The organism is Deinococcus deserti VCD115 (genome assembly GCF_000020685.1).
Taxonomy (GTDB): Bacteria; Deinococcota; Deinococci; order Deinococcales; family Deinococcaceae; genus Deinococcus; species Deinococcus deserti.
Map to the genome: position 1 here is coordinate 110,939 of NC_012529.1, position 24,498 is coordinate 135,436.

The window sequence follows — 24,498 nt, forward strand, 5'->3', positions numbered from 1 at the left end:
CCATGGCACAGAGCATGCGGGTCTTTAAAACGCTGGTCATCGGGATGGGCAGCACTGGAACCGAGATTCTCGAAGCGCTCGCCGACCGGATCGACTGGGAGGTCGGCGGCCTGCAGCGCGCCCCCTGGCTGGAGTTCCTGGCGGTCGAGACGGACGTGGCCAAGCCCAACCGGTTCAACGGCACCGACGACTTCAAGACGCTGGGCATTCCGGCCACCGCGTGGCGTGACATCCTGCACCGCCCGGAAATTCATGAGGCCAGCATCGCCTTGAACACCTGGGCTGACGCAGAAACCCTCGCCCAGTTGCCGGCCCAGAGCATCGACTCCGGGGCCGGTCACATCCGCATGGTGGGCCGCCTGGCGCTGCTGTACCCGCCAAACTACAGTGAGATCAAAAACGCCATCACGCAGCGCGTGGCGCGGCTGCGCAACCTCACGGACGCCCAGGCGAAAGCGGCGCTGAACGTCAACAACGCCGGCCTGGAGATGGACGTACAGTTCGCCGTGAACGCCTCGACCGGTCAGACTGGCGTGCGGGTGATCGTGGTCGGCACCCTGTGCGGGGGAACCTGCAGCGGCACGGCCAGCGATATCGGCATCCTGTTGCGGACCGTCCTGGAAGACGAGGAGAAAACCCTCGCCATGTTCACACTGCCGCACCCGAACCTCAGCATCTCGCAGAAATCCGACGCCGAGATCTGGAAGACCAACGCCTACCACGCCCTGGCCGAACTCAACCAGTACCACCTGCACACCGACACCGAGCGGTACAAGACCATCAAGTTCCCCGACAAGCCTGAAGGCAGCCCGGTCCTGCCTCACGACGCCATGCCGTACGACCTGGTGTACCTGCTCCGCCCCAACAGCACCGAGAACGTCGACCTGATGCGCCTCACCCAGGCCATCGCCGACCGCATGTTCCTGAACGTCTTTGTGCCGGAAACCGACCCGATGGCGTACATGGTCAACGCCGGTCCGGTGACGGTCCAGCAGGGCCGGGCGTTCGCGTTCTCCACCTTCGGACTGTCGACCATCGAGTACCCCATGCGCCGGATTCTCGAAGCGCTGAAGTACCGCACGCTGGTGCACGCGGTCGACCGCTGGAAGGACCGCAAGTACGAGGGCAACCCCGACGGTGAACTCGACGCCCTGGGCCTCACCGTCCCGGCGCTGACCGAAGCGCTGCTGCTCGATGAAGGGGGCGCGTCCATCCGGGCCAGTCTCGATGCCAAGAAAAACGAGATCATGCGCGCCGCCCGTACCGGGAATCCGCAGGCCGCCCGCAAGGCCCTCGACGATCTGCGCGCCGCTTTCGGTAAGGAGCGCGGTGAAGGATTGCGCGGACTGGTGCATGCCACCGTCAACGACAACCGCCGCCGCGCGGCTGAGGGCGTCATGGCCGGAGTTCATGGGCTGGTGTCCAGCCGCCTGCTGGATTACGACCAGGGCCCGCACATGCTGCTTGACCTGCTGCAGGCCGTGCAGCCCCGCATCGGCGAGCTGCGTGGCTGGGAGCCCGGCGAAGGGAAGACTGGCGGCGCCAACGGCGTCATCGACCAGATGGAGACCATCCGCACCAACACTCTGCTCGGCGTGTTCTTCCTGAAGGACAAGGCGTCCAAGCAGCTGCTGCCGGCACTGAGCCGGGCGCTTGACGATGAGCTCAAGGCGCGCGTCAATCAAAAGGTCAAGGAAGCCCTACGGGACACGGGCAGTGGCCTGAAAGCCGAGGTGGGCACCCTGACGGTGCTGGACGACGAGACGCAGAAGGTTGTGCGCCGCCTGACGAACCTGCGCAAACGCCTGACCAATCAGACGGACCGCTGGCGGGAACTGCGCGCCAAGCTGGAAAACGACACCAACGACGTCAACGGCCTGTCTCTGTTCGACCCGCCACCCAACGGCACGGTGGACAAAGAAGAAGCGATCGCCATCGACGACCGCACCAAAGAAACCCATTCAGCGCGCCTGATCCGCTCCTGGGAAGCGCTGCTCAAGGGCGTACTGCCCGGCGCGAACGATCCGGACTGGCTGCTTGGTCCCTGGTCGGTCGGTCAGGACAACTTTGAACGCTCGCAGCTCAACACCCTCGAGCAGCTGGCCATCGAACCCTTCGAGCAGACCCTGCGCAGCGGGGGCAAGGACGTGGTCACCCGTCTGTATGACAAACGCAGCCCCAGCTTCGACCCGAACAGTCAGGCGATGGGCGCCGCGACCAGCGCGGGCCTGTTCCTGCAGCTCAACGCTCCTCTCGGTCAGGTCGATCCCATGAGCCCGCTGCCCAGCCGCAAACTGCTGGTCGGGATGAACCTGACCCCGGACTTCCGCAAAGCCGTGCAACCGTGGGTCAGCAAGTACCCGGCCGCGAAGGAACTGCAGGGCATCGACCCGTACCGCGTGGTGATGCTCGAAGAGTGGTACCGGTTTGCCCTGCGCGGCGCGGACGACGTGCGCGAGCTGTCCTACAGCCAGCCCACCCGGTTCAGCACCTACTTCACGCGCAAACGCAGCGACATTGACTGGACGCCCATCAACGACACCGAAATCCGCAAGCTCGAGGAAGCCGAGAGGCTGGTGTTCCTCTCAGCGCTGCATGGGGTGACGCGGCTTGAGGGCGGTTACCTGGTGATGGACTGGCCCAACCAGCCGGGCGAGAATCCCGACGCGGACAAGCGGCGGCGCAAGCTGCCGGCCCGTTTCGGCAAGGCCGCCCGCAAACTGGCCTTTGAGCCCCGGGATTCGTTCGGCAAGAGCCTGACCAACGCCGCGACCCTGCTCAAGAGCGAGATGGACGCCCGCGTCCGCCAGAAAGTCGCAGAGGGAGCAACCCCTCACGCCGGACGCAAGGCGTACGTGGAATGGCTGCACGGGCAGCTCCAGGGCGGGCAGGCCCGCGCGGTGAGCGACTGGAACGACAAGGTGGCCGAAACGGCCCTGCTGCGCCACCTCACGGCGGACGACGACCTGCGCCAGGCGCTGCTTGAAACCTTCCCGCCCGACGACAACCTGATTCAGGGCCTCTACAAGAACCAGGGCGACCGGCTCCCGAAGAACCTCACAGCGCCGCATGACGGGTACTTCTGTGTCAAGTGCGGTGGTGAGGTGGGCAAGACCGAAGAGGACGTCATCAAGAACGGTATGCGCTGCAGCTTCCATCCGGAAGAGGCGAACCATCCTTTCGGGATGCCCTACAGTCCGTTCCCCGGAGCCTAAACCATGCAAGAAATCATCAACACCATGTTCTACCTGCGCCCCGAAGGCTGGATCACCCTCTGGCTGATGATGCTGCCGCTGACGGCGGTGTTCGCGCTGGCCCTGCTGAGCGCGGCCCGCGAGCGCACCCAGGAGCGGGCCCGCCTGCGGCTGGTGCGCGAAAAGATCGCGGTGGCGCTCGACACCGAAGATCCCCCCGAGTCCGATGAAGTGGCCGAAGACGCCCTGACGGCCGTGAGGACCTTTCCTGAGCACAGCGCCATCCGCCGCGCGGTGGTGGCGGTCACCCGGGCGCGCACGCTGGCCAGTCCGGACGTGCAGGCGGCAAGTGACGCGGTCGCCGCGGTCAGTGAGGCGCGGCTGTCAGCTGTGCGCAACATTCCGAACTTGCTGATGCTGGCGGGACTGCTCGGGACCGTGCTGGGTCTGGCGGGATCCATCGGAACGCTGGTCGAACCGATCCGCAACGCGGCCAAAGCCACCGAACCCGGCCAGCTGGCCAGTGCCCTGGGCGAAACCATGAGTGTGATGCAGGGGGCCTTCGGGGCGAGCCTGTGGGGCATCCTGCTGAGCCTGGGCACCGGCGTCGCCTACGCCCTGGCGTCCCGCCAGCAGGAAGCGTTTCAAGACGAGCTGCTGGCCTTCGTGCACGCCGAACTGGTGCCGGCCACCTTCCCGCGCGCCCTGACCTCCCAGATGGAACGCATGAGCCGGTACCTGCGCGACGCCGGACAGAGCTTTCAGGACATTCACCGGCGCCTGCAGGAGGTCGCCGGCCAGCTCGAGACGGTGCTGGGCCAGGCCGGAGACACGCTTGGGCAGAGCCTCGACGGCCTGGCGAAGACCAGCACCCAGATCGAAACGGTGTTTGGCAACATCGACACGTCCGTCCAGCAGCTGACCCAGGGCCTCAGCCAGGGTGTGAGTGAACTGGTGCAGGCGCAGGAAGGCGCGGCGGCCTCGCTGCGCAGCAGCAGCCGGGAGATGGAGAAGAACCTCTCGGCTCAGGCCACCAGCATCACGCGCCTGCAGGAGACGGTGGAAAGCAATACCTCGACGCTGCTGGAGCGTGTCCAGACCGTGGGAGATTCCCTCAGCCGGGCCAGCGGCAAGTTCGAGGAGGCCGGAGCGAACCTGCAGGTCGAACAAAGCAGTTACGCTGCCCGACTCGACCGGAATTTCGAACAGCTCACCCGCGCGCTTACCCGGGGCGACGTGACCCCGGTGGCCAGCGACTGATGAGGAGGCTCACACCTTGATCCGGTCCCGCCTGCAGCCGGACACCAATCCCTATATCGCGTTCAGCGACCTGATGCTGAACCTGGTGTTCGTGCTGATCTTCTTTGTCGGCGGCATCCTGGCTGTCGGTCAGGCCGGCTGGGAACAGGTCCGCTACCGCAAAGCCCAGGACGCGGTGGCCCAGGCGGTCCGCAAGGCCCGCCTGCCCGCCCGGCCCCTGCTGCTGCTGCCCGGCCAACGCAACGATCCTCCCGGAGCTCAGCGCTGGGTGTTCTCGTCACAGCGGATGTTCGTGGGCGATACTGCCGTCCTGACTCCGGAAGGGCAATCGGCGCTGGTGGCCTTTGCCCGCGTCCTGCGCGCGCAGGGCAAGCACTGGAAACGCGTCCGTATCGAGGGTCACACCCAGACGTCCAGGCCGAACACGCCGGAACGCTGGGGCCTGTCAGCCGGCCGCGCCAGCGCGGTGGCCGAAGCTTTCTACCTCAAAGGCGGCGTGAGTCCCAACCGCCTGGCCGTGGCCGCACGCGGGGGGCAGACCCCGTACGATGGTCGAAAATTCGATGTCCGGAACGAGCGCGTGGAGATCCTGGTCGAGTACGCGCAGAAGACCAACTGACATGGACGCCCAGACCCTCCTTCAGGAAGCCATGCATGAAAGCACCACGCCTGAGCTGCTCCTTCAGCTGGCGACCAGTCTGGACGAGAACGTGCGCCGCACGGCCCAGCGGCATCCGAACCTCAACAAGGCGCACTGGCAGGTGCTCGTGTGCGCAGAAGGTGACCGGGCCCTCCTGACGGCCCAGGACTTGGACTGGCTGGCCCGGCAGGGCCCCTTCGGCGTGCAGGTTGCGGCCGCCCATCCCAAAACTGCAGACGCGACCTTGCGGTGGCTGGTCCTGGCCGGGCATACCCAGCTGGTCGTGAAGCACCAGCTTCACCGCACTGAACGGTGGCTGCTCGCCCAGGCCGCTCAGGACCCGGGCCTGATGACGTTCCTCCAGGCCCATTCGAGTGTCCCGTGGCCGCTGCGCTTGCGCGCGCGGGCGCTGAAGCACGGCTTTGGAAATGCGCCACTCCTGTCTCCTGCCCCCCAGCCGGGCGGGCCGAGTGAGGAGACGATGGCTTTGCGGGCCATCCTCCGCCAGCGGCAGGAGACTCCGGAGCTGTCCGACGCTCAGCTGGAACTGCTCTCTCAGAGCCGCTCGCTGCAGCGGCTGGCCGCGCGTCACCCGCTGTTGCCCGTCCCCCTGCTTGAATGGCTGGATCAGGCCGAGCCGTACGGGCAGGCGCGTGAAACCCTGCTGATGCGCCTGGAACAGCATGACCTGGAGCCTGAGGAATTCGCGCGCCTGGCGCGGGTCGGAGACTGGACCATCCGCGCAGCGCTGGCTCGCAACGTCCACCTGCCCGCCTTTCTGCTGCCGTTCCTGACTCAGGATGCTGACTGGTGGGTGCGGGCCTCGGCCGCTGAGAACCCGAACGCCACGCCCGAGCAGCTCGCCATCCTGGCGGGAGAGCAGGAGCAGGCCGTCATCCGGGAGAACGCGGCCGGGCATCCCCACACGCCAGCAGAGACCCTCCTGCGCCTCGCTGAAGACGGTGAAGCGGCCGTGCGCCTGCAAACCGCCAGAAACCCCAGCACCCCCCCGACCGCCTTGGCGCTCCTCGCCGGGGATGAACGCTACGCGGCCCGCGAGGCTGTCGCTGCCCACCCACTCACGCCGCCGGAAGTGCTCGCGGCCCTCAGCGTGGACGTGAACGAACGGGTCCGCCTGGTGGCCCAGCTGCGGGTGGCGGAGACCACCCATGAAGGACTCGAAGCGGCCCTGGCCACGCGCCGCCGCAATGTCAAGCTCGCCGTGGCCTCCCGCCCCGAAGTGCCCGCCGCATTGCTGCAGCAGCTGGCGCGTGACCGCCATCCCCGGGTGCGCGCCCAGGCGGGACTGCACCGGTCCCTGCCGGACTTCGAGCGCGACACCCTTCTGGACGACCGCGACCTGTCGGTGCAGCGCGCCGCGCGGGCGGCCGATCCCGATGCCAGGCCTGCTGTGCTGGCAGCCCTGCCACGGCATGACGCCCGCATCCGCCAGGGTCTGAGCCGTAACCCGGCCACACCGGCTCCGGTCCTCGACCAGCTGAGCGACGACCCTCTCGAAGACGTGCGGCTGGCAGTGGTGCTCAACCCGGCCGCCCCAGAAGGGGCCTTGCAGCGCCGGCTGCCGGAGCAACCCCTGCGGCCCAGCATCCGGCAGCATCCGCTGTACACCCAGGTTCAGCCCAGCCTTCACCGTCTGGAGCTGGAAGAAGCCAGAAACCTGGCCACGCCTGAAGAAACGCTCGACGCCCTGCTGGACAGTGACGCCCCTAAAGTCCGGTACCACGTGGCCCTGCACCCGAACGCTTCGGCCGCCGCCCAGCTGCGGCTCACCCAGGATGAACACGAGCATGTCCGGAGCGGCCTGACCCAGCGTGAACATCTGGCCGAGGATATTCAACAGGCGCTCGCTGCGGATATGTCAGTGGAAGTCAGGACCGGACTGCTGGGGCGGCCCGACATCTCACCGGAGGCCATGCTCAGGATGGTGGGACCCTCCGCGTCCGACGAAGCCCTGCTGGTGGCCATGACGAAGCATCAAGCAGTAACCGCTGAGGTCCTGAGCGCCCTCGCTCCGCACCCGTCGGTGGACGTGCGTGCCAGGGTCGCTCGGCATGAACGCACGCCCGCCGCGGTTCAGCTGCATCTGGCGTCCGACCCGCAGGAAAGTGTGGCCCAGGAGGTCCTGCGAAACCCGTCCTGCGGACCCGAAGCTCTGGCCGTTCTCGCGCGTCAGCCGCGCCTGCGCCTTCATGTGGCTCGGCACGCCCGCACCTCGCCTCAGACGCTGGAGGCGCTGGCCTTCGACAGGCAGTATGCCCAGCTGCTGCGCCTTGAACGCGCCCTGAAAAAAGCTCCCCCCCGCCTGCAGCGGCATGCTCTGGTGGAACGCTGGGTGACGTGGATGAAGGTCCAGGCCTCTGGCCGGGCGTTGAAGGACGGCAACGTGCTGGCGGCCGTGATCCGGCACCCGGCGGCCTCACGCAGCGCCCTGCAGTTCGCCAGCCGCCTGAACAACCCCGTCATCGAGGCTGCTAAAGCAGACCGCAAGGCGATGCTGAGAGCCGCCCCTTCCCCCGACCTCGAGGCCCCCCATGAGTGATGCCCTTCCCGCCGGGACGGTGGTGGCCGAACGCTATACCGTCCTGACCACCTTAACGGTGCAGGCCCACGAAGCCACGTACCGCGCGACCGCCAGCTGGGGAGGCGCCGTAATCCTGACGGTGTTCACTGCCCCCTTCCCGGGCACGCCTACCGGCGCCCGGATCCGCCAGGCGTTCTTACGCTATGCCCGCATGCTCGCCCAGGTTCAGCATCCGGGAATCCTGCGGGTCACCGACCTGATCGAGACGCCGGATCAGGTGATTGTGGTGCAGGACGACCGGCTGCATCGGCCATTGCGGGACATGTTGGGTGGCCGCGTCCTGAACGCGCGGGAGGCCGAGACCCTCATCCGGAGCCTGTTCAGCGCCCTGGGGGCGGCCCATGCGCAGGCGCTGCTGCACACCCAGTTGACCCCCGAGCACATCTGGTTTGATGCCGACGACCAGCCAGTGCTGGCCGGATTCGGCCTGGCCCACCGGGCGCTTCGTGAAGCGGGACCTGGGGCTCTTGCTGACCCGCGGTATGCCGCGCCGGAACTGCTCTCCGGCGGGGCCCCCAGCACGCAGACCGACCTGTATGCCCTGGGCGCGGGCCTGCTGGAAGCGGCGTCTGGACAGAGCCCACCTCCAGCGGGAGCGCGGGCCCAGGGCGTGCCCCTGCCTCCGCTGCCGGAAGGCACCTGGCCGGCGGTACGGAACGCCCTGAGCGAGGCGCTGGCCCTGGAGCCGGCCGAGCGCGCCGTCAGCGCTGCTGAGATTCTCGAAGGCATGGATCGGGCCGGAACGATCGTGGAAGTACCGGCAGGTTCCGCCGCATCCGGGGAAGAGGAAACGGTGTCACCGCCGATCTCCTCCATCCAGCAGGGCCCTCCAGCACGGGTGGCGCCCCCGGCTCCCCCAGTGATGAAAAAACGTGCCCGCCCCACCGGAGCGGTCGCCGCCGTACTGGTCCTTCTGGCCGTCGGGGGGGCCGTGGCCGGGCTTCGGCTTACCCAGGGGGGCTCGGAGCCTACCGCCGTAATGGGCGCCACCGCCCCTGAGCCGGCCATGGCCGCCCCAGAACAAGACGAGGCGGCCGTCACACCCGCCGCGACGCCAGAGCCTGAACCGGTGGTCCTACGTACGGACATCGTGACCGCAGCCAACCTCAACGTTCGGGACCAGCCGAATGCAGGCAGCACGGTGATGGCGACCGTCGTCCGGGGCAGCGCCCTGGACATTCTCGAGGAACAAACCCCCTGGCTGCGGGTCAGGACCTCGTCCGGCCAGGACGGCTGGGTCAACGGTGAACATACCCTTCCGCTCCTGGGCGAGGAGGCCACGGCGACGCTGCTTGAAGCCCTGGGCGCGGGCGGTGAGGTCGCGCTGGAGAGGGGCGTGTACTGGCTGACCGCGCCGGTCCGGGTGACGGCCGATGTTCAGCTCACTGGCATGGGGCAGAAGGTGAGCCTGCTGATGAGTGACGCGGCAGCCGACACCCTGGTGTTCGAGGAGGTCGAGGCGAGCCTGACCGGCCTGAGTGTCATTCACGTGGGCCGGTCACCAGCACGGGCCGTTCTGCAGGACGGCGGCCGGCTCACCACCGAGCGCGTGACCTTGAGTGGAGCGGTCAGGGATCTCGATGAGGAAGCTTACGGCAGTGGCCTGTGGGTCAAGGGCACTGGTCACGCCACGCTTCTTCAGACCACCCTGGCGGGGAACGCCTTCGGCCTGTACGTCACCGATTCCGGGCACGTCCAGGCTGAGGAGTCCTCCTTCTCCGGCAACAGCGAAGGTGGGGCGCTGTTCAAGGACGACGCTACCGGCGCGGTCAGTGCCAGCGCCTTTTCAGAGAACGGAGCGCACGGCGTGCATGTGGCCGGGCAGGCCACACCAGAATTCACCGGCAACCGGATCCGCCGCAACCGGGGCCGGGGCGTGACCATTTACGACCAGGCGCGGCCCACCCTGACTGACAACACAGTCGAGGAAAACACCCTGCAGGGGGTTGGCGTACAGGGAGAGGCGCAACCCCGCCTGAATCAGAACACCATTCAGGGCAACCGGCAGAGCGGGCTGACCTTCTTCGACAACTCGGCCGGCACGGCGGCCAGCAACACCGTTCAGGCCAACCTGAAATCGGGGGTCTCGCTCACGGAGTATGCCGCTCCGACGCTGAGCGGCAACACCATCCGCCGCAACCGGCAAAACGGCTTGGCCTACGCCGACCATACGGGTGGATCCGCCGAGAACAACGTGATTTCGGGCAACGGAAATCCCGGGATTTCCGCCTGGGGGGACGCGCAGCCTCGCCTGACCGGCAACATGGTTCAGGGCAACAAGCAGAGTGGGGTCGTCCTGGCTGAACGCGTCTCCGGGCAATTCAGCGGGAACACCGTGTCGGACAACGCGCTGTATGGCTTGATCGTGACTGGAAACGCCAGCCCGGAGGTGACGGAGAATATCGTCTCCGGGAATACCCGCGGCGGTATTTTCTACAAGCAGGAGGCGGGTGGGAGCGGTTACGGCAACATCTGTGAGGGAAACGGCGGGCCGGCTCTGAGTGCTGAACTGGTCCCCGACCATCCCGGGATCCAGTTCAGCGCTGACGGGTGCCCTCTGGAGTAGGCCCAGACACAAGGCGTCATTGCAGCTCAAGCGTCGCAGGCCAGCCGGTTGGACACCATCGAAGAGCGGGGACCAGCGCCTCTGTTCAGATTGCCCAACAGGAGTTCATAGCCGCTCGACTCGAACACATTCCCAGTCATTCAAAGCGGTCAGCGTCAACGGATGACGTCCCACCCTTCAGCTCTTCCCGTCAGCGTCTGACGCATCTGAAGGTCACCCTGTTTTCAGGAGGCGGTGAGATGAACGACGCCATGATCACGCGGGATGCTTTACCAGGCCATCAAGAGTGGGGTTCGAGCCGCAGGCAGGACTGTGTGCGGAGCAGACCATCCTTGTGCTCCAAGAGCCCTGCTCCTCAGCTTCCATATTCTGCGCGACTTCATACCCTTCCCAGCCTGCGGCACTTCAAACAGGAGGGACAGCCCGTCTGTGCCTCCAGCCTGTTCTCTGTGGTGCTTAATGACGCTTATGAATGGATTAGCTCATCAGCCGGTTACCGTGCGCCTGCTCCTGTCGTCATGCAAACCCGTGTGAATCCATGACCCGGCTGCTTCTCACCCACCCGTACCCCAGCGTGCTGCTTGACGGCGCAGCAGAGCGGTACTCGCCTGACCTGAGGCTGCTGGTGCCCAACGTGCAGGCTGGCCGTGACCTGCGTGGCCGGCTCAGTAATTCCGGACCAGCCATGACCCTCACTCAGACGGCCCGTGATCTCCTGCGGGACGCCGGATGGACGCCCCTGAACACAGGAAACCGGGAGGCGTTCTTGCGTGACGTGCTGAGCGGCCTGCCACTCGAGTACCTGGACCCGCTGCGGGACAAGCCTGGGACCCTGCTCAGTCTTCAGCGCCTTCTCGGCGAATTGATGCGCGCCAATATTGACGCGGCCCTGCTGTCCGAGGTGGCGGCCCCAGGCCGCGAGCGTGACGTGGCCCGGATGTTCATGGCGCTGGTCCAGCGTTCGGAAGCCGAGCGAACCTTTGATCCTGTCGGGGCTGAGTTTTTTGCGGGACGCTTTGCTCCGGTACCGGCCCGCCGAATGCTGGTTCACGGCTTTGCCTACCTCGACGCGTCGCAGGTGGCGCTTCTGGACCGTCTGCTGGCCCCTGGATCCCTGGTGACACTCCCTTTCGTGGACGGCGCCCGGGGGCTGCAGCGGACAGGAGAGACCCTGAAGGCTCTTGTTGCCCGGGGTTTAGAGGTGTGTCACCTGCAGGGCAAGGCCATCCGGAGTGGAGACGAGGTGGTCGCGGCCTACGTGCACCGGTCAGCCGCAGAGCGCGCGTTTCGCAACGAGGAATTCCCAGACATCGAAAGCGAGGTGCGGTCCTGCCTGCGGCAGGTGCGCAGCTGGCTGGACGATGGCGTGCGCGCCGATCATCTGGCCGTGATCGTGCGGCATGAGGCGACCTACCTCGCGGCCCTGGCGGACGTCGCGCGTGAATACGCCGTCCCTCTGGTGAGCGGTGGGCAGCTCCCGCTGCTGCATACCCCTCTCGGCAGCCTGCTGCAAGCCTGGATCGACGCTCACGCCCGGGAGTGGCGCTACAGCGCCACACGGCGCGTCCTGACCCATCCTCTGCTGCGCCTGTCGGTCGATGCGCTCGCCCGGGCCCGGGCCCTGCAGCCGGGCTGCCCGTCCGGCCTTGGGGTCTGGAACGCGGACCTCGACTGGCTGGACGTTCCTGAGGACACCACCTGGCTGGAAGGCCTGGGCGTCCTTCAGCGCCTGCTGGTGGACCTGGGTGTGCGTGACCAATGTCAGCACGACCCGGCGCTGAACGTGGCGGTCAGCCTGCTGGGGGACCGCCTGAGCGCGGAAGCCCGCCGCACGGACGCCTGCTCGCGCGAACAGCTGCTGGGCCTGGTCCGTCACGTGCTGCAGACGACAACCATGCCGGTGCTCCTGGGGCGCGGTGGCGTGCGGGTGGCCAATCCGCTTGCCGCGCTGGGCCGCCGGTTCGATCACGTCTGGGTGCTGGGCGTGTCCGACACCCTGTTCCCCGCCCGCAGCGCCGACCATCCGCTGATCGACAGCGCGACCCGCCGCCGCTGGTCACGCTCCGGTGTGCATGTTCCGGACGTGTCCGCCCTGGCCAGCGTAGAGGAAGCTCTATTTCTGGGCGCGGTAGCCGGAGCGGGGCATGAGCTGGTGATCAGCCGGCCCCGGCGCGGCCCGGACGGCCGGGAACTGCGCCCGAGCCCGTTCTGGAGCCGGCTGGGGGAGGGGAAGGCAGAGGCGGCCCCGCTGGCGCTGGGTTCGGAGATGGAGCGGCTGCTCACGCTCGCCCTTGCAGGGCAGACGCTGCCTGGGTCCATCCAAGGCAAAGTTCAGGTCGAGCGGGAGCGGGACGCCGGGCACTTCGGCCCTCACTCCGGCCAGCTCGACTCGCCCATCCGTGTTGAGGAGCGGCGCTGGAGTCCGTCCCAGCTGCATGCGGCCGGAGCCTGCCGCTACCGCTGGTTTACCCAGAAGCTGCTGCGCCTGGATGAGCCGCTTGATCCTGACCTGGTGGAAGACCGCCGAGTGACGGGCACGCTGCTGCACGCGGCGCTGGAAGCCGCCCTGCAAGACCGGGCCGCGGGGGACACCACCGAGGACCGGGTGCGCCGCGCGGAAGAGGCCCTGAAGCGCAAGGAGCGTCAGCTGTGGGCCAGTGGGGAACTGCGTGGCGGCCCACTGTGGCCTGTGGACCGCGAGGAGATCCGCCGGACGGCCGTGCGGGCCGTTCGGAGCCCGGCGTTCGTGCCGCCCGGCTGGGTGCCCGTCCACCTGGAAGAGCGCCGGGAGTTCACGGTGCGCGCCGGGGACGCCACGTTCGCGCTGGTCGGGATTGTCGACCGGCTGGACCAGACGCCGGACGGGCTGACCGTCACCGATTACAAGACCGGGTCGTACGTCAGTAAGGTGGTGTTTGAAGGCGTGATGAACCTGGAAGTGCAGCTCCCGCTGTACATGGAAGCCCTCGGAGCGGCGGGTGGCCGGTATTTGAGCATCGAGAATGCGGAGAACCTGCCGGAGGCGGCGGGACCCGCAGCGGAAAGCCCGAGGAAGAGTTACCGCTGGGCTCAGCACCAGGCCAAGGTCAGCCTGTTCCTGGAGAACCTGGCCACGGCGCTGGCGCAGGGCAATGTGGCGCCCAGTCCGGACCATAAGCGCGAAGCGTGCGCGTACTGCGCGGTCCAGCCGGTGTGCCGCGACCGGGGCCGGGTCGCCGAGGTGGGCGCATGACCGGCGCAGGGGCCCTGCAGGACGCGGCCGGATTCACGCCGGCACAGGCGCAGGCCATTTTCTCCCCGGGCAGCGTGGCCATCTCGGCCGGCGCGGGAAGCGGGAAAACCCGGGTGCTGGCGGAACGGATTCTGAATCTGGTGCAGTTGGGCGTGGATCCTGGGCAGATCGTGGCCGTGACGTTCACTGAAGCGGCCGCTGCTGAACTGCGCGAGCGCATCACCCGTTTCGTGGAAGCGCGGGCGGAAGCGCAGGGAGGCGAATGGCTCGGCGCGCTGGCCAGCCTGCCCCTGATGCAGGTCAGCACCATCCACGGTCTGTGCGGACGGGTGGCCCGCTAGCATCCGGTCGAGAGCGGTGCCGGCCTGACGTTCGAGGTGCTCGACGACATCGAAACCAAAGCCTGGGTGGACGAGCACCTCGCCCCGGTGCTGGCGGAACTGCCGGTGGAACTCCTGCTCGCGGTGCCTGGCAAGATCCGCAGCGAGGTCCTGAAGAAACTGCTGGATGACCCGACCAGTGCCGAGGAAGCCCTCCGGGTAGGGGGCAGGCTGGCGCGGATGGACGCTTCAGAGCGGGCCCGGCGCGCCTGGCAGGCTGTGACCAAGGAATGGAATGAGGCCGCCGGCGCCCTGGCCGGGCTGGGCGGCCCAGCGGGTGATGAGCTCGAGCGCTTCCGGCAGGCCGCTGTGCAGGCAGCGTCCTCGGCTCCGGTCCTGGGCGACGCCCTGCGGGCGGTCCGCCGCGCCCTGGATGGCCACAAAGGCACCATCGGCAAGGGCTGGAACAAGGACCAGAAAGCAGCCACCCACGCGGCCCTGAAAACCCTGAAAGCCCTGGCCGCGCGCCACGACCTGCTCGGAGAAAGCACGCCTGACTCTCAGGCTCATGATGAGGCGGTCCTGGCGCTGGGTGCCCTGTTCGCCCATGTGCGCCAGCGGTTTGCGGAACTCAAGGCGGAGCAGGAGATCGCTACCTTTGCGGACCTGGAAACGTACGCGGACACGGCTCTCCAGCAGGCCGCGGTCCAGGCGTACTACGCCGACCGCTGGACACACCTGCTGATTGATGAAGCTCAGGACACCAACCCGGTGCAGTGGCGCATCCTTTCCGCTCTGGCAGGATCCGGAGTGAACCTCACGGTCGTGGGGGACGAGAAGCAGTCGATCTATGCGTTCCGGCGCGCTGACGTGGAGGTGTTCCGCGCGGCGCAGACCGAGGTGCAGGCTCGGGGCGGGAGTGTCATTCCGATGGGAATGTCCTTCCGGACGCATGCCGGTCTGGTTTCGGCGATCAACACCTACTTCGAGAACCTGATGCAGGGGCCGGACATGGACCGGCCTACCGCTGCGCGTTTTGAACCCCTTACCGCCTTCCGGGCCGAGTCCCCGTCAGGGAGCGACACCGCTTGCGTGGAACTGCACGCCCTACAGGGGGAAGACGAAGCCACGCTGCGGGCCGCGGAAGCGGCTTACCTGGCGGGCCGGATTCAGGCCCTGCTGCTGGCCGGCCAGCCGGTGTACGACCGGGCATTGAACGGGACCCGGCCCTTGCGGCTGTCTGACATCGCTCTGCTGTACCGGGCGCGCACCCATCAGCAGGTCTACGAGAATGCCCTGGCCGCCGCGGGCCTGCCGTATGTCGTTCATGGAGGCCGTGGGCTGTACGACCGTCCAGAAGTGCTCGACGCGACCAACCTGCTGCAGGCAGTGGCGGACCCGACGGCGGACGTCTCGCTGGTGGCGGTGCTGCGCGGACCGCACGTCCACTTGACCGACCAGATCCTGCTTGACACGGCGCAGCGCCGGCAGGACGGGGAGAGCTTCTGGACGGCGGCCGGCCGCAGCGCTCACCCGGACGTTCAGGCGGCGGTGGCCTGGATCCGGGAATTGCGTGCGGCGAGTGCGCGGCTGAGTGCTTCGCAGCTGCTGATGGACGCAGACGCCCGCACCGGAGCGCTGCTGGTTCACGCGGCCCAGCCGGACGGTCCGCGCCGATTGGAGAACGTCCGCCGTTTTCAGGCGCTCCTGCGGGCCTGAGCTCAGGAGGGTCTGCGGGACGTGGTCAGCGTGGCCGACCACCTGAACCGGCTGGCGCGGCTGAGCGCCCAGGAAGCGGAGGCCATCAGCCCGCTCCCGGACGCGGTGCAGCTGATGACCATCCACGGCAGCAAAGGCCTGGAGTTCCCGGTGGTGATCATCGCTGACGTCCTGCGGCAGGGCGGGGGGCGCACGCCGCCGGTGCGCTTTGATGTCGAGCAGGGTGTGGCCCTGCGGCTGCCGCTGCTCGAAGGGGACGCCCCGGAATGGACCGCCCTGGAAACCCTGGCCAAAGAGCAGGAAGGAAGTGAGGCAGAGCGGGTGGCGTACGTCGCCTTTACCCGCGCGGCTGATCTGCTGATCCTGAGTGCCACCGGTGGGGACAAGGGGAAGGCTCAGGAGCGCTTCGCCGCTTTCGTGGCCTCTCTACCTGAAGAGGGTGTGGAACGGCAGTACCTGACGCCGCAGGACGTGGTCCCGGTGGCTCCGCTGCCCCTGCGTCTGGACGGAGCCCGGCTCATCCTGGAGGTCAGGACCGGCCCGGGCGTGGTCCTGCCGGGCAGCCTGCCGGTGACGAGCCTGGGAACGTACCTGCAGTGCCCGCGCATGTTCGCCTACCGGCACCTGGAAGGACGCCTGCCGCTGGCCCAGCTCTGGAGCGAGCGGCAGGCGGAAGAGGCGAGCAACCCCGAACGCCGCGCGGCTGGACGCCAGATTGGTGACGCGGTTCACCGGGCGCTTGAACACGGCTGGACGGCCAAAGACATGCAGGAGCGCCTGCCCTACTTCAGTGAACCGGACCTGAAGACCGTGATCGGGTTGGTGCAGGCTATGGAAGGGGAGACCTACGCGCCGCTTCATGGCCGCACGTTTGAGCGCGAGCGGCCCCTCCAGGTCACCATCGGGCCGGTCACGTTCGAAGGCATTGTCGATGCCTACGACCGGGAGCAGCGGCTGGTGCTTGATTACAAGACAGACCGCGAGGTGCACCCGGAGGATCATCTGCCGCAACTCGCCCTGTACGCGCACCACCTGGGCGCGCGAGAAGCCGCGCTGGCCTACCTGCGGCACAAGCGCCTGCACCTGTTTGGCCCGGAAGACCTCGCCCGTGGCCTGGACACTGTCCATGCGGCGGTCACGCGCCTCACGGCCCTTGACTTCTCCCCGACGCCAGATCCTGTCACGTGCAAGCGGTGCGCCTTCAAGGGGGTCTGCGACGCCGCCATCCGCGCGTCACCGTGACCTGGCTGGGATCGCCGCCCTTCGCTGACGTCTTCACCTGCTCCCTGGAGTGCCTATGAGTGACCTTGAACTGAACGACACTGTGCTCCTCACACCGCACGCTCCCACGCCGTACGCGGCGGCCGCCCTGGACTTTCTGGCCGAGGAGGGATTCCGGCCCTCGCTGGATGACGATGGGGACGTGCTCTTCAAGTACGAAGGCAGTCTCTACCTGCTGGTGACCGCCAGTAACGAGCCGACCGTGCTGACTTTACTTCTGCCGTACTTCTGGCCACTGGATGACGCGGCAGAGAGGGAGCGGGCGCTTGAAGCAGCGATGTACGCGCACCGGAACGTGCGCATCGGACGGGTAACCGTCCTGGAGGAGAATGTCACGGCCAGCGTGAACGCGTACCTGCCGGACGACTCCTCGTTCCGGGCCGTGCTGCTCAGCAGCCTCGAAGGCCTGGTGTGCTGGTGCTGGCCGCCGAGTGACGGCCATGGCGATGAGAAGACGTGGGATTTGAGGTGGGATTCTTGTTTCCCTGATGTTTTATGTCGGGCCGCACCTGCGGCCCGGCACCCACGTGTTTTTTCGCTGGGTGCCCCGGAGTGACAGTAAGTTCTGGCGAAAACGCTTGTAGCGCCTGCTGCTCCAGGGGCCGAGTCATCGCAGGCCCGAAAGCTGAAATCTTTCCAAACGTCCGAACGGCGTTCGTCCCTGATCCTTGGGCGGCCCATTGTCCATCAGGAGCAGAGCAGCAGGCGATGACGCACGTTTCAGAGGAGCCCCGCACAGTTCTTGTCCACTGCCCGGTTCCACCTGGTGTTGTGCGGGAGTTCGCCCAATGCCCGGGCCTCGTCCGCTGTCGTGAACAGCCCATCGGCCATGGGGCGGCACGTAACAACCAGGTCTGCCTGATGGCCTGTGGGCCTGGCCCGATATTGCGTAGCTGAAGTTAAGCAGCTGTAGCTTGGCGTTCGAACTCCAGGGGCGTCAAGTACCCAAGAGACGAGTGACGACGCTGACGGTTGTAGAAGACCTCGATGAATTCAAATACGGCTTGTCGGACCACGTCCCGGGTCTCAAAGATGGTGTCCTCCAGCAACTCCCTTTTCAGGGAGCTGAAGAAGCTTTCCACCACGGCGTTGTCCCAACAATCCCCCTTACGACTCATACTGCCCCTGGCCCGCATGCGGGCCAGTTCTGCCTGAAAGATGCCACTCGCGTATTGACTGCCCCTGTCGCTGTGATGAAGGAGGCCTGGTGGCGGAAGACGTCGGCCAGCAGCCATCTGAAGGGCCGCCAGTGGCAAGGTGGCTGGCATCTGCATGTCCATCGCGTAACCCACCACGGCTCGCGAATGCAGGTCTAAGGTGACTGCGAGATACAGCCAGCCCTCTTTCGTGGGCAGATACGTCAGGTCCAACGCCCAGACCTGGTTCGGCTGCGAGACCTCGAACCGCCGCTCAAGCAGGTTCGGGCAGACGGCCATGGTGTGACTGCTCTCCGTGGTCCGCACCCAGCGGCGCTTTCCCTTGGCCCGCAGACCACTGGCACGCATCAGACGCGCCACCCGCTTGCGGGACACGCGCACTCCTCCAGCGTGCAACTCCGCGTGAATGCGTGGCGCCCCATAGCGGCGTTTACTACGTTGATGCACTTCCTGGATGCGCTGCTCGAGCAGCGCATCCTCTTCCTTGCGGTCGCAGATCGGCCTTCTTCGCCAGCTGTGGTACCCGCTCACCGAGACCTCCAGCACCCGGCACAGCAGGTCCAGGCGGTACTCGGGGCGTTGATCTTGGATGAATTCATACCTCAGCGTGTGGTTTCTTTGGCGAAGAAGGCTGCCGCCTTTTTTAGGATCTCGCGCTCCTGTCGCAGGATTTCGTTCTCCTTGCGAAGCCGTTGTATCTCCTGTTGCTCTGGAGTGAGGAGCTGTTTGCCCTGACCAGGGAATGCCAACTCGCCCTTCTCCTGCTCAGCATTCATCCATTTGCGCAGCAGGGAGCTGTTGATGCCCAGGTCACGCGCGGTGCCCGACAGGTTGCCGCTCGTTCGAGCAAGCTGCACTGCGTCTCGCTTGAACTCGGCGGTGTGGATTCTGCGATCAGTCATGATGGTGCCTCCTATCGTGAGGGCTTATCTCCATCTACGCCATATCGGGTCATCCTCATTCGACAGGTGGACGTCAATCACGTTACTGCCCTCCGGCAAAGCTTCCCCTTATACGAGTGTGGTCAATTCCTCCCGCCTGAATACCTTCCCGGGTTCCTGTGGCATCACCTATACGATCTCAAACTCTTTCAGCGTGAAGGGCAGCGCGTGTCCCTGAAACAGCCCCTGCCACCGTTCGGGTTGCAGGGGCAATTAACCGCGCTTCACTTCCGCCGTTCCCTGCTGGTGGAACTGCACTTTGGTGCACGCGAGAAGGTCCGCGATGTCGAACGGTTTGATCAGATAGTCAGCCGCGCCCAGCGTCAGATAGCAGTTTTCCATTTCCTTATAGGAAGGCCAGGAAGGGCATCGAAGGCCTCACGGGGGTAGAGCACCTCTTCTAAGTTACAGTGCTGTTTTTAGCACTAATACAATTCTTTGAACCGGCGACCGCCCACGTCCCCCACGTTCGGCGCGCCGGAACGCGACGTGGAAGCCCTTCACTGCCCGGATCGCGTGGCTGCGCGTCTCCTGCCGCAACTCGATGACCAGGGAGCGCCTACGGCAAGCCCTGCCGTGTAACTTCAGGGAAGAGTACTACAAGAAGTGCGCCCCGGTTCCCGCTTGGCCGCTGATCTGCTCCAGGACCCTGACGGTTTCGTGGGCGCGCCGGGCCAGGTCGTCGCGGTCAAGTGCGGTCATACGGGTCTCCCCTGCGTGCCGGGTGGCGTGGTCTCATGGGCCTCAGTTCCAGCCATCCAACGCACGAACTCCTCCTGGGCCCGGGTTTCGATCGCTCCGGGTCGCACACTCCGGACCGCCTGCACGGCCGCCGCAGGTGGGACGCCCAACACCGTCAGCACCGCCCCGGCCATCATGCCGGAGCGACCGAGCCCGCCACGGCAGTAGACTGTGACGGTTTCCCCGCTTTCGACGCGGCGTGCCAGCTCCTGAGCAAACGTCAGCGCGGCTTGCCGGGTGTCGTGGCCCTCCGGCGCCGTCACATCCCGGATGGGATAGTGCAGGTGGTTGACGCCACAATGCTGTGCTGCCTGGCTCAAGTGATCCAGCGGCACCCTGAGGGCCGCCATCTCGTCCACTTCAGTAAATCCTGCCAGGGTGGTGGTTCCTAAAGCCCGGAGCCGATTCAGGTCCGTTTGCATATCGCGGGCGTGGACCACCCGGAAGCCCACCGCCGGTCCGCACTTTCCCGGAAGAAAGGTGATTCGCAGACTTCCTTTGGTGCCTGCTGGAAGCGTGACCCTTGGGGCCTGAATGGGGACATCGCACTCGTGACCTGAGACGGACGGTTAGACGGCTCGGTTCTGTGGTTGATCATGGACCCTCCGGAACGCTCGCCTGCAGGCGAGGGAAATCGTGGTGTGCCTGGAGTCGTGAGGTGCCCGGAATCAGCAAAGAAGGCTGGATCCTTCGAAATCCAACCCTTCCGCACCTGACCTCTGGTAATTACTCGCGGTGTTTACTGCGGGCCCGGTTGTTGGCCTGGCTGACGGCGCGTTTGCGAGAGAGGGCGCTATCTCCAGCGTCCAGAGCCTTGTCCAGCAGGCGCAGGTCTTCTACTTCCTGGGCCAGCATCGGGGCGGGCAGGGGCGCAGACATCATCACGCCGTGGATGTCCCGGTAGCGCTGCCGCGCGGTGGTCCGGTCCCCACGGTCGATGGCCTCTACTGCCTCGCGCTTGTACCGCGCCGCCTGTAGCAGTGCCTGGGCTTCGAGCACCGCCGGGTCCTCCTGCAAGGTGTGGTACGCATCGGCCGCCATGACCGGTAGGTCAAGCTGGGCACGCAGCTTCCTTCGGGCTCCGTCAGTTCCAGTCCAGGCGAGGCGCACGCGGGTCACGCCCACGGTCTGGCCGCCACGCTGTGGTTGAGGCGGAACGGTCAGGGTCGCGAGCACGTCCACCGGCTGACCCCCGACCAGGTTGGGCAGCTGGAGGCGCCCGAAGGAGTTGCGCTCGAAGTCGTTCAGGACGTCACTCACCAGCACGCCGTGTTCCGGGTTGGGCTCGAGCCCCAGACTGACTATCCGCCCCGTCGTGCGCGTCAGGCCCTGCAGTTCCTCCTCGAAGAAGGTCGGCAGACGCGAGGGATCCTCGACATGCTCGAAGTTGCCGTCCCCCGCGTTGGCGATCGCCAGCAGCAGTTCCTCGTCGTAGTGGGAGCCCAGCCCGATGGTGGTGGTGCTGATGCCCCGCTCGGTCAGGCCGCGGACCTGCCGCGCGATCTCCCGCCGGTCGGTGACGCCCACGTTGGCCTGCCCGTCACTCAGCAGAATCACCCGGTTCAGGGCGCCGGGGGTCAGGTGCTGTGCGACCTGGGTGGCCCCTTCCAGCCACCCGCCGTGCAAGTTGGTGGATCCCCGGTCGTCGATCGTTCCGATCGCCTGGATGACCGCTTCGCGGCTGGTGGCGAGCTGACTGGGCACGATCACGTCCACCCGGTCGTCGAAGGCGACGACACTGACGCGGTCGTCCGGTCTGGCCTGGCGGACGGCGGCGATGGCGGCCTGTTTGGCCATCTGCAGCGGCAGCCCACTCATGGAGCCGCTGCGGTCGATCACGAACGCCAGGTTGAGCGGTGGCCGCTGGGACACCTGGGTGGTGACGGGAGCCGGGTGGACGCGGATCAGCAGGGTGAGGGTGGTGGTCTGGCCGGCGGTCAGGCCGGCGCGCAGGGGGCGGAGCTCGATACGGGGCGTGGTCATGTGGGCCTCCTGAGGCTGTTGAGGGCGTCGAGAAACATCTGGGCGAGGCGGTCCTGTTCCAACTTGCTGCGGGGAAGACGGACGTCATGGCGGACGTGCACTTCCAGGCCAGGGGCCAGGATCAGGCGGGTGAAGCGTTCCGGAGAGGGGGGCAGGACCGAGGGAGACGAAGCCAGCACCGGGCGTGTGGCGGGTGCGGGACTGGGTCGTTTGAGCGCCTGCAGGTATTCCAGGGCCGGGTTGCTGGTCTGCACTTCGAGCTGGGTTTCCCCGGTGAGCAGGGCCTCAAGTTCAGGGTCGCTGCGGGTCTGGAGGGTGCCCTGCAGGGCGGCGGCGCCGAAGCCTTCGGCCATGAGTTTGCGCAGGGCCAGCAGTTGCAGCAGGTGGCGGCGGGTGTAGCGGGCTTCACGGCCCACCCTGAGGGGTTCGTCGAGCAGGCGTTCGGTGGTGTAGTGGCGGACGAGGCGGGCGTTGACGTCGTCTTTGGTGCGGCCAGCCCTGTCGAGGGGCAGGAGGTCGGGAAGACGGCGGTTGGCGGTTTCGACGAGGTCGTCAAGGGTGCCGGACCAGTCTTCCGGGAGGATCAGCGCTGACATGGCCCACCATAATGCTGCCAAGATAGATTGTCAACAAGTCAGTGTCTTTGTAAGTGTTGGAAACGCGGTTCCACTTGATCATGCCGCTCCACGACGCTGAAATGTGCTGGACAAGCCGACACATGGATCCGCACAGCTGAACTGTCCTGCTCGCCGCCGTGGGGCACGTTTCCCCGATCACCCGAGTCTTCATCCTTCCAGTGCGCTCAGACACCAGAGGTCCTCGCTGACCGGTACCGTGGTGTAAGTCTGCCGGTAGACCGTGATCAGCATGCCGTCCTGGACGATAAAGCGCATGTCGCCGAGGGAATACATCCGGGCCCGTCCGGGCCGCACACCCATGAAGCGAGCGCGGCGCAGCCGGTCGCGGGCGGCTGACCAGCTGAGATTCCCGGCGAAGCGTTCCTGAAAGCGTTCAACCGCGTGCACACTCAACATCACGTCGTTCATAGGTGTTCCTCCTGATGTGCAGTCTCGGCGCGTCACACGACAGGCGCTGACAGGGACAGCGAAGGTGGACCGCGTCACCTGGTGACGCGGCCCACCTTCAAGCTGAAAGCATGCCCTCGGGTCCTGTTCCGGCAACCCAAGAGGATCTTTCATGGCGACCCTTACTCTTACAGTCCTTGCTGGCTGCTCTCGGGTCAAGCGGGCTGACACGCCGGCGGGTTGGGGCCCAACCTTGGAGGAGACGGACACCTGGCACAACTCGCAGCACAGAGAAGTGTCACATCAATGTCCACCTGGGTCTTCAAGGTGTGACGCTTTTTTCCGCTCGGTGCCGGTCTGGAACTTCGGAGCTGGACCGGGCGTTAGATCCGTCCGCGCACCAGGTCGATCAGCCGGCCCAGCACGTGCCGGCCATCCACCCTTAGTCCATCGTGCTCGAACTCGTTGGTCAGCCATATACGGGCTCCCTGGATCAGGCTGGCCGTTTCCTCGGAAAAGCGGCGTTCGACGTACATGTCCTCGGCGTACACGGCGGCAGCCACCGGTACCGTATTCCGCTGCAGTTGCTCCGTGTCGTACAGCGTGCCCCACGGCTCTGCCGCCAGCTGACTGGCCGCCTCACGCAAAGGGGAGAGCGCCGCGTACTCCTCGAACATCCATGGATACACCATCTCACCGGTGAGGAGCTCCGGCGCCCCATATTCCTCAGGCAGGGTTCGCTGCGCAGACCAGTTCGTCGTGTGCCCGTCGGCCCAGCAGGCTTCGTGGAGCGCGGCGTACAGCGGGTTTCGTGCGAAGCTGAGCGCGCCGGCCACGTCGTGGAGGAACGCCGGCGAGTCGCTTGGCAGGTCAAGCAGGTAATGCAGCTTCTCCAGGCCGGTGCTCATGCCTAGCAGATGCCCCAGCTGCTGGAAGCGATGGGGGGTCAGCCGGTCACCGTTTGGCAGCCGGATGTCCTGCTCGCTCAACCGCAGCATCAGCGTCCGGACCCGCTCCAGGTCCTGGGGATAGCGCGTATAGAAGCGCTCGTTTCGCTCCAGCACCCGCGCGTACGTGGCCGCATACACCTCGTCCGGGTGACGGCCGATTGCGGGAAGGCCGCCGGTGATCAAGGCTTCCGCGAGACTCTCTGGTGCCAGGCTCAGGTAGGTCGTGACGCAGAACCCCCCAAAACTTTGCCCCAGCACACTCCAACGCTCGGCGCCCAGGGCCTGACGGATGAATTCAGCGTCACGCACAATGGCGTCCGCCCGGAAGTGTTTCAGGTAAGCTGCCTGCTCCGCCGCCGTCAAATGACTCAGCGTGCCAACAGGCGTTGAGCGCCCGGTGCCCCTCTGGTCAAGCAGGAGCACCCGGTAATCCTCAAGGGCCCGGGCCAGCCATCCCGGCTGCTGCGGCGAGAGTGGCCGGGGCGCTTCGGACCCTGGACCGCCATTGAAGAACACCAGGAAGGGCCGTGCCTGGCCTTCAGGAAGGGCCACCTCGCGCGCGAACACGGTGATCAATAGACCCTGCGGACAATCATGGACTAGCGGAATCTGGAATTCATGATCGGTGACCGTCAGGCCAGGCGTACGGTAAGTCATGGACACGGAACAATTATCCGTGTCAGGCCGACCGCTGGTACAAGATTCAAAGTGTGAGTTAGAGCCTGCGCCGGGCATGTTGCAAAAATGATTTCGGCGCTGGCTTCCCGAGATGAGCCAGCTGTCGTTTCCTTCCGGGCTGACTTCAAGGATGACCTTTGTAGCAATACTGAGTTTTCCGGGTGCCAGTGAACGTCGCCTGAAGGTGCAGATTGGCACTGCTCAACCTT

At 66.3% G+C, this 24,498-nt stretch carries 17 protein-coding genes; 10 read left to right on the plus strand and 7 right to left on the minus strand.

From position 1 onward, the window contains the following. Positions 1-2 precede the first annotated feature (2 nt). The 10 genes from DEIDE_RS15205 to DEIDE_RS15250 all read left to right on the plus strand — a co-directional run bounded on the left by DEIDE_RS15205 (position 3) and on the right by DEIDE_RS15250 (position 17,370). The gene (locus tag DEIDE_RS15205) at positions 3-3,215 is read left to right on the plus strand and encodes a tubulin-like doman-containing protein (protein ID WP_012695214.1); all 3,213 of its coding nucleotides are present in this window, start codon (positions 3-5) and stop codon (positions 3,213-3,215) included. A 3-nt stretch (positions 3,216-3,218) separates the two neighbouring features. Next, complete coding sequence (locus tag DEIDE_RS15210) at positions 3,219-4,454, plus strand: hypothetical protein (RefSeq protein WP_012695215.1); 1,236 nt, start codon at positions 3,219-3,221, stop codon at positions 4,452-4,454. Positions 4,455-4,470: 16 nt separating this feature from the next. Further along, positions 4,471-5,073, plus strand: a complete 603-nt coding sequence (locus DEIDE_RS15215) for an OmpA/MotB family protein (RefSeq protein ID WP_012695216.1) — start codon at positions 4,471-4,473, stop codon at positions 5,071-5,073. A 1-nt stretch (position 5,074) separates the two neighbouring features. Beyond that, entirely contained in the window at positions 5,075-7,654 is a 2,580-nt protein-coding gene (locus DEIDE_RS15220; protein ID WP_012695217.1) for a hypothetical protein, read from the plus strand. After that, positions 7,647-10,262 carry a right-handed parallel beta-helix repeat-containing protein gene (locus DEIDE_RS15225; RefSeq protein WP_012695218.1) on the plus strand — a complete coding sequence of 872 codons (2,616 nt, stop codon included), beginning with the start codon at positions 7,647-7,649 and terminating at the stop codon, positions 10,260-10,262. Before DEIDE_RS15220 ends, DEIDE_RS15225 begins: the two co-directional genes overlap by 8 nt. A gap of 538 nt (positions 10,263-10,800) precedes the next feature. After that, positions 10,801-13,494, plus strand: coding sequence for a PD-(D/E)XK nuclease family protein (locus tag DEIDE_RS15230; protein ID WP_012695219.1), 2,694 nt, complete (start codon positions 10,801-10,803; stop codon positions 13,492-13,494). Beyond that, positions 13,491-13,835, plus strand: coding sequence for a UvrD-helicase domain-containing protein (locus DEIDE_RS15235; RefSeq protein ID WP_012695220.1), 345 nt, complete (start codon positions 13,491-13,493; stop codon positions 13,833-13,835). Before DEIDE_RS15230 ends, DEIDE_RS15235 begins: the two co-directional genes overlap by 4 nt. A gap of 36 nt (positions 13,836-13,871) precedes the next feature. Further along, positions 13,872-15,533, plus strand: a complete 1,662-nt coding sequence (locus tag DEIDE_RS15240; RefSeq protein WP_012695221.1) for a UvrD-helicase domain-containing protein — start codon at positions 13,872-13,874, stop codon at positions 15,531-15,533. Positions 15,534-15,554: 21 nt separating this feature from the next. Further along, a complete protein-coding gene (locus tag DEIDE_RS15245; protein ID WP_012695222.1) occupies positions 15,555-16,775 on the plus strand; it encodes a PD-(D/E)XK nuclease family protein in 1,221 nt (406 codons plus the stop codon). A gap of 55 nt (positions 16,776-16,830) precedes the next feature. Continuing rightward, positions 16,831-17,370, plus strand: coding sequence for a hypothetical protein (locus DEIDE_RS15250; protein WP_012695223.1), 540 nt, complete (start codon positions 16,831-16,833; stop codon positions 17,368-17,370). Between the two features lie 343 nt (positions 17,371-17,713). On the opposite strand, the gene DEIDE_RS15255 is transcribed toward DEIDE_RS15250, so the two are convergent. The 7 genes from DEIDE_RS15255 to DEIDE_RS15285 form a co-directional block, all read right to left on the minus strand. Next, positions 17,714-18,873 (minus strand): IS3-like element ISDds1 family transposase gene (locus DEIDE_RS15255; RefSeq protein WP_162485696.1). Its coding sequence is split into 2 segments (ribosomal slippage): positions 17,714-18,618 and positions 18,618-18,873, totalling 1,161 coding nucleotides; the frame shifts between segments, so codons are not numbered across the junction. 252 nt (positions 18,874-19,125) lie between these two features. Further along, positions 19,126-19,254, minus strand: a complete 129-nt coding sequence (locus DEIDE_RS19800) for a response regulator (RefSeq protein WP_275040581.1) — start codon at positions 19,252-19,254, stop codon at positions 19,126-19,128. 356 nt (positions 19,255-19,610) lie between these two features. Then, positions 19,611-20,105, minus strand: coding sequence for a phosphatase domain-containing protein (locus tag DEIDE_RS15265; protein ID WP_012695226.1), 495 nt, complete (start codon positions 20,103-20,105; stop codon positions 19,611-19,613). Positions 20,106-20,379: 274 nt separating this feature from the next. After that, on the minus strand, positions 20,380-21,636 hold the full coding sequence (locus tag DEIDE_RS15270; RefSeq protein ID WP_012695227.1) for a vWA domain-containing protein: 1,257 nt from the start codon (positions 21,634-21,636) through the stop codon (positions 20,380-20,382). After that, the gene (locus tag DEIDE_RS15275) at positions 21,633-22,232 is read right to left on the minus strand and encodes a MerR family transcriptional regulator (RefSeq protein ID WP_012695228.1); all 600 of its coding nucleotides are present in this window, start codon (positions 22,230-22,232) and stop codon (positions 21,633-21,635) included. Before DEIDE_RS15275 ends, DEIDE_RS15270 begins: the two co-directional genes overlap by 4 nt. Before the next feature lie 189 nt (positions 22,233-22,421). Further along, positions 22,422-22,682, minus strand: a complete 261-nt coding sequence (locus DEIDE_RS15280) for a hypothetical protein (RefSeq protein ID WP_012695229.1) — start codon at positions 22,680-22,682, stop codon at positions 22,422-22,424. Positions 22,683-23,044: 362 nt separating this feature from the next. After that, positions 23,045-24,274 carry an alpha/beta fold hydrolase gene (locus tag DEIDE_RS15285; protein ID WP_012695230.1) on the minus strand — a complete coding sequence of 410 codons (1,230 nt, stop codon included), beginning with the start codon at positions 24,272-24,274 and terminating at the stop codon, positions 23,045-23,047. Positions 24,275-24,498: the final 224 nt, after the last annotated feature.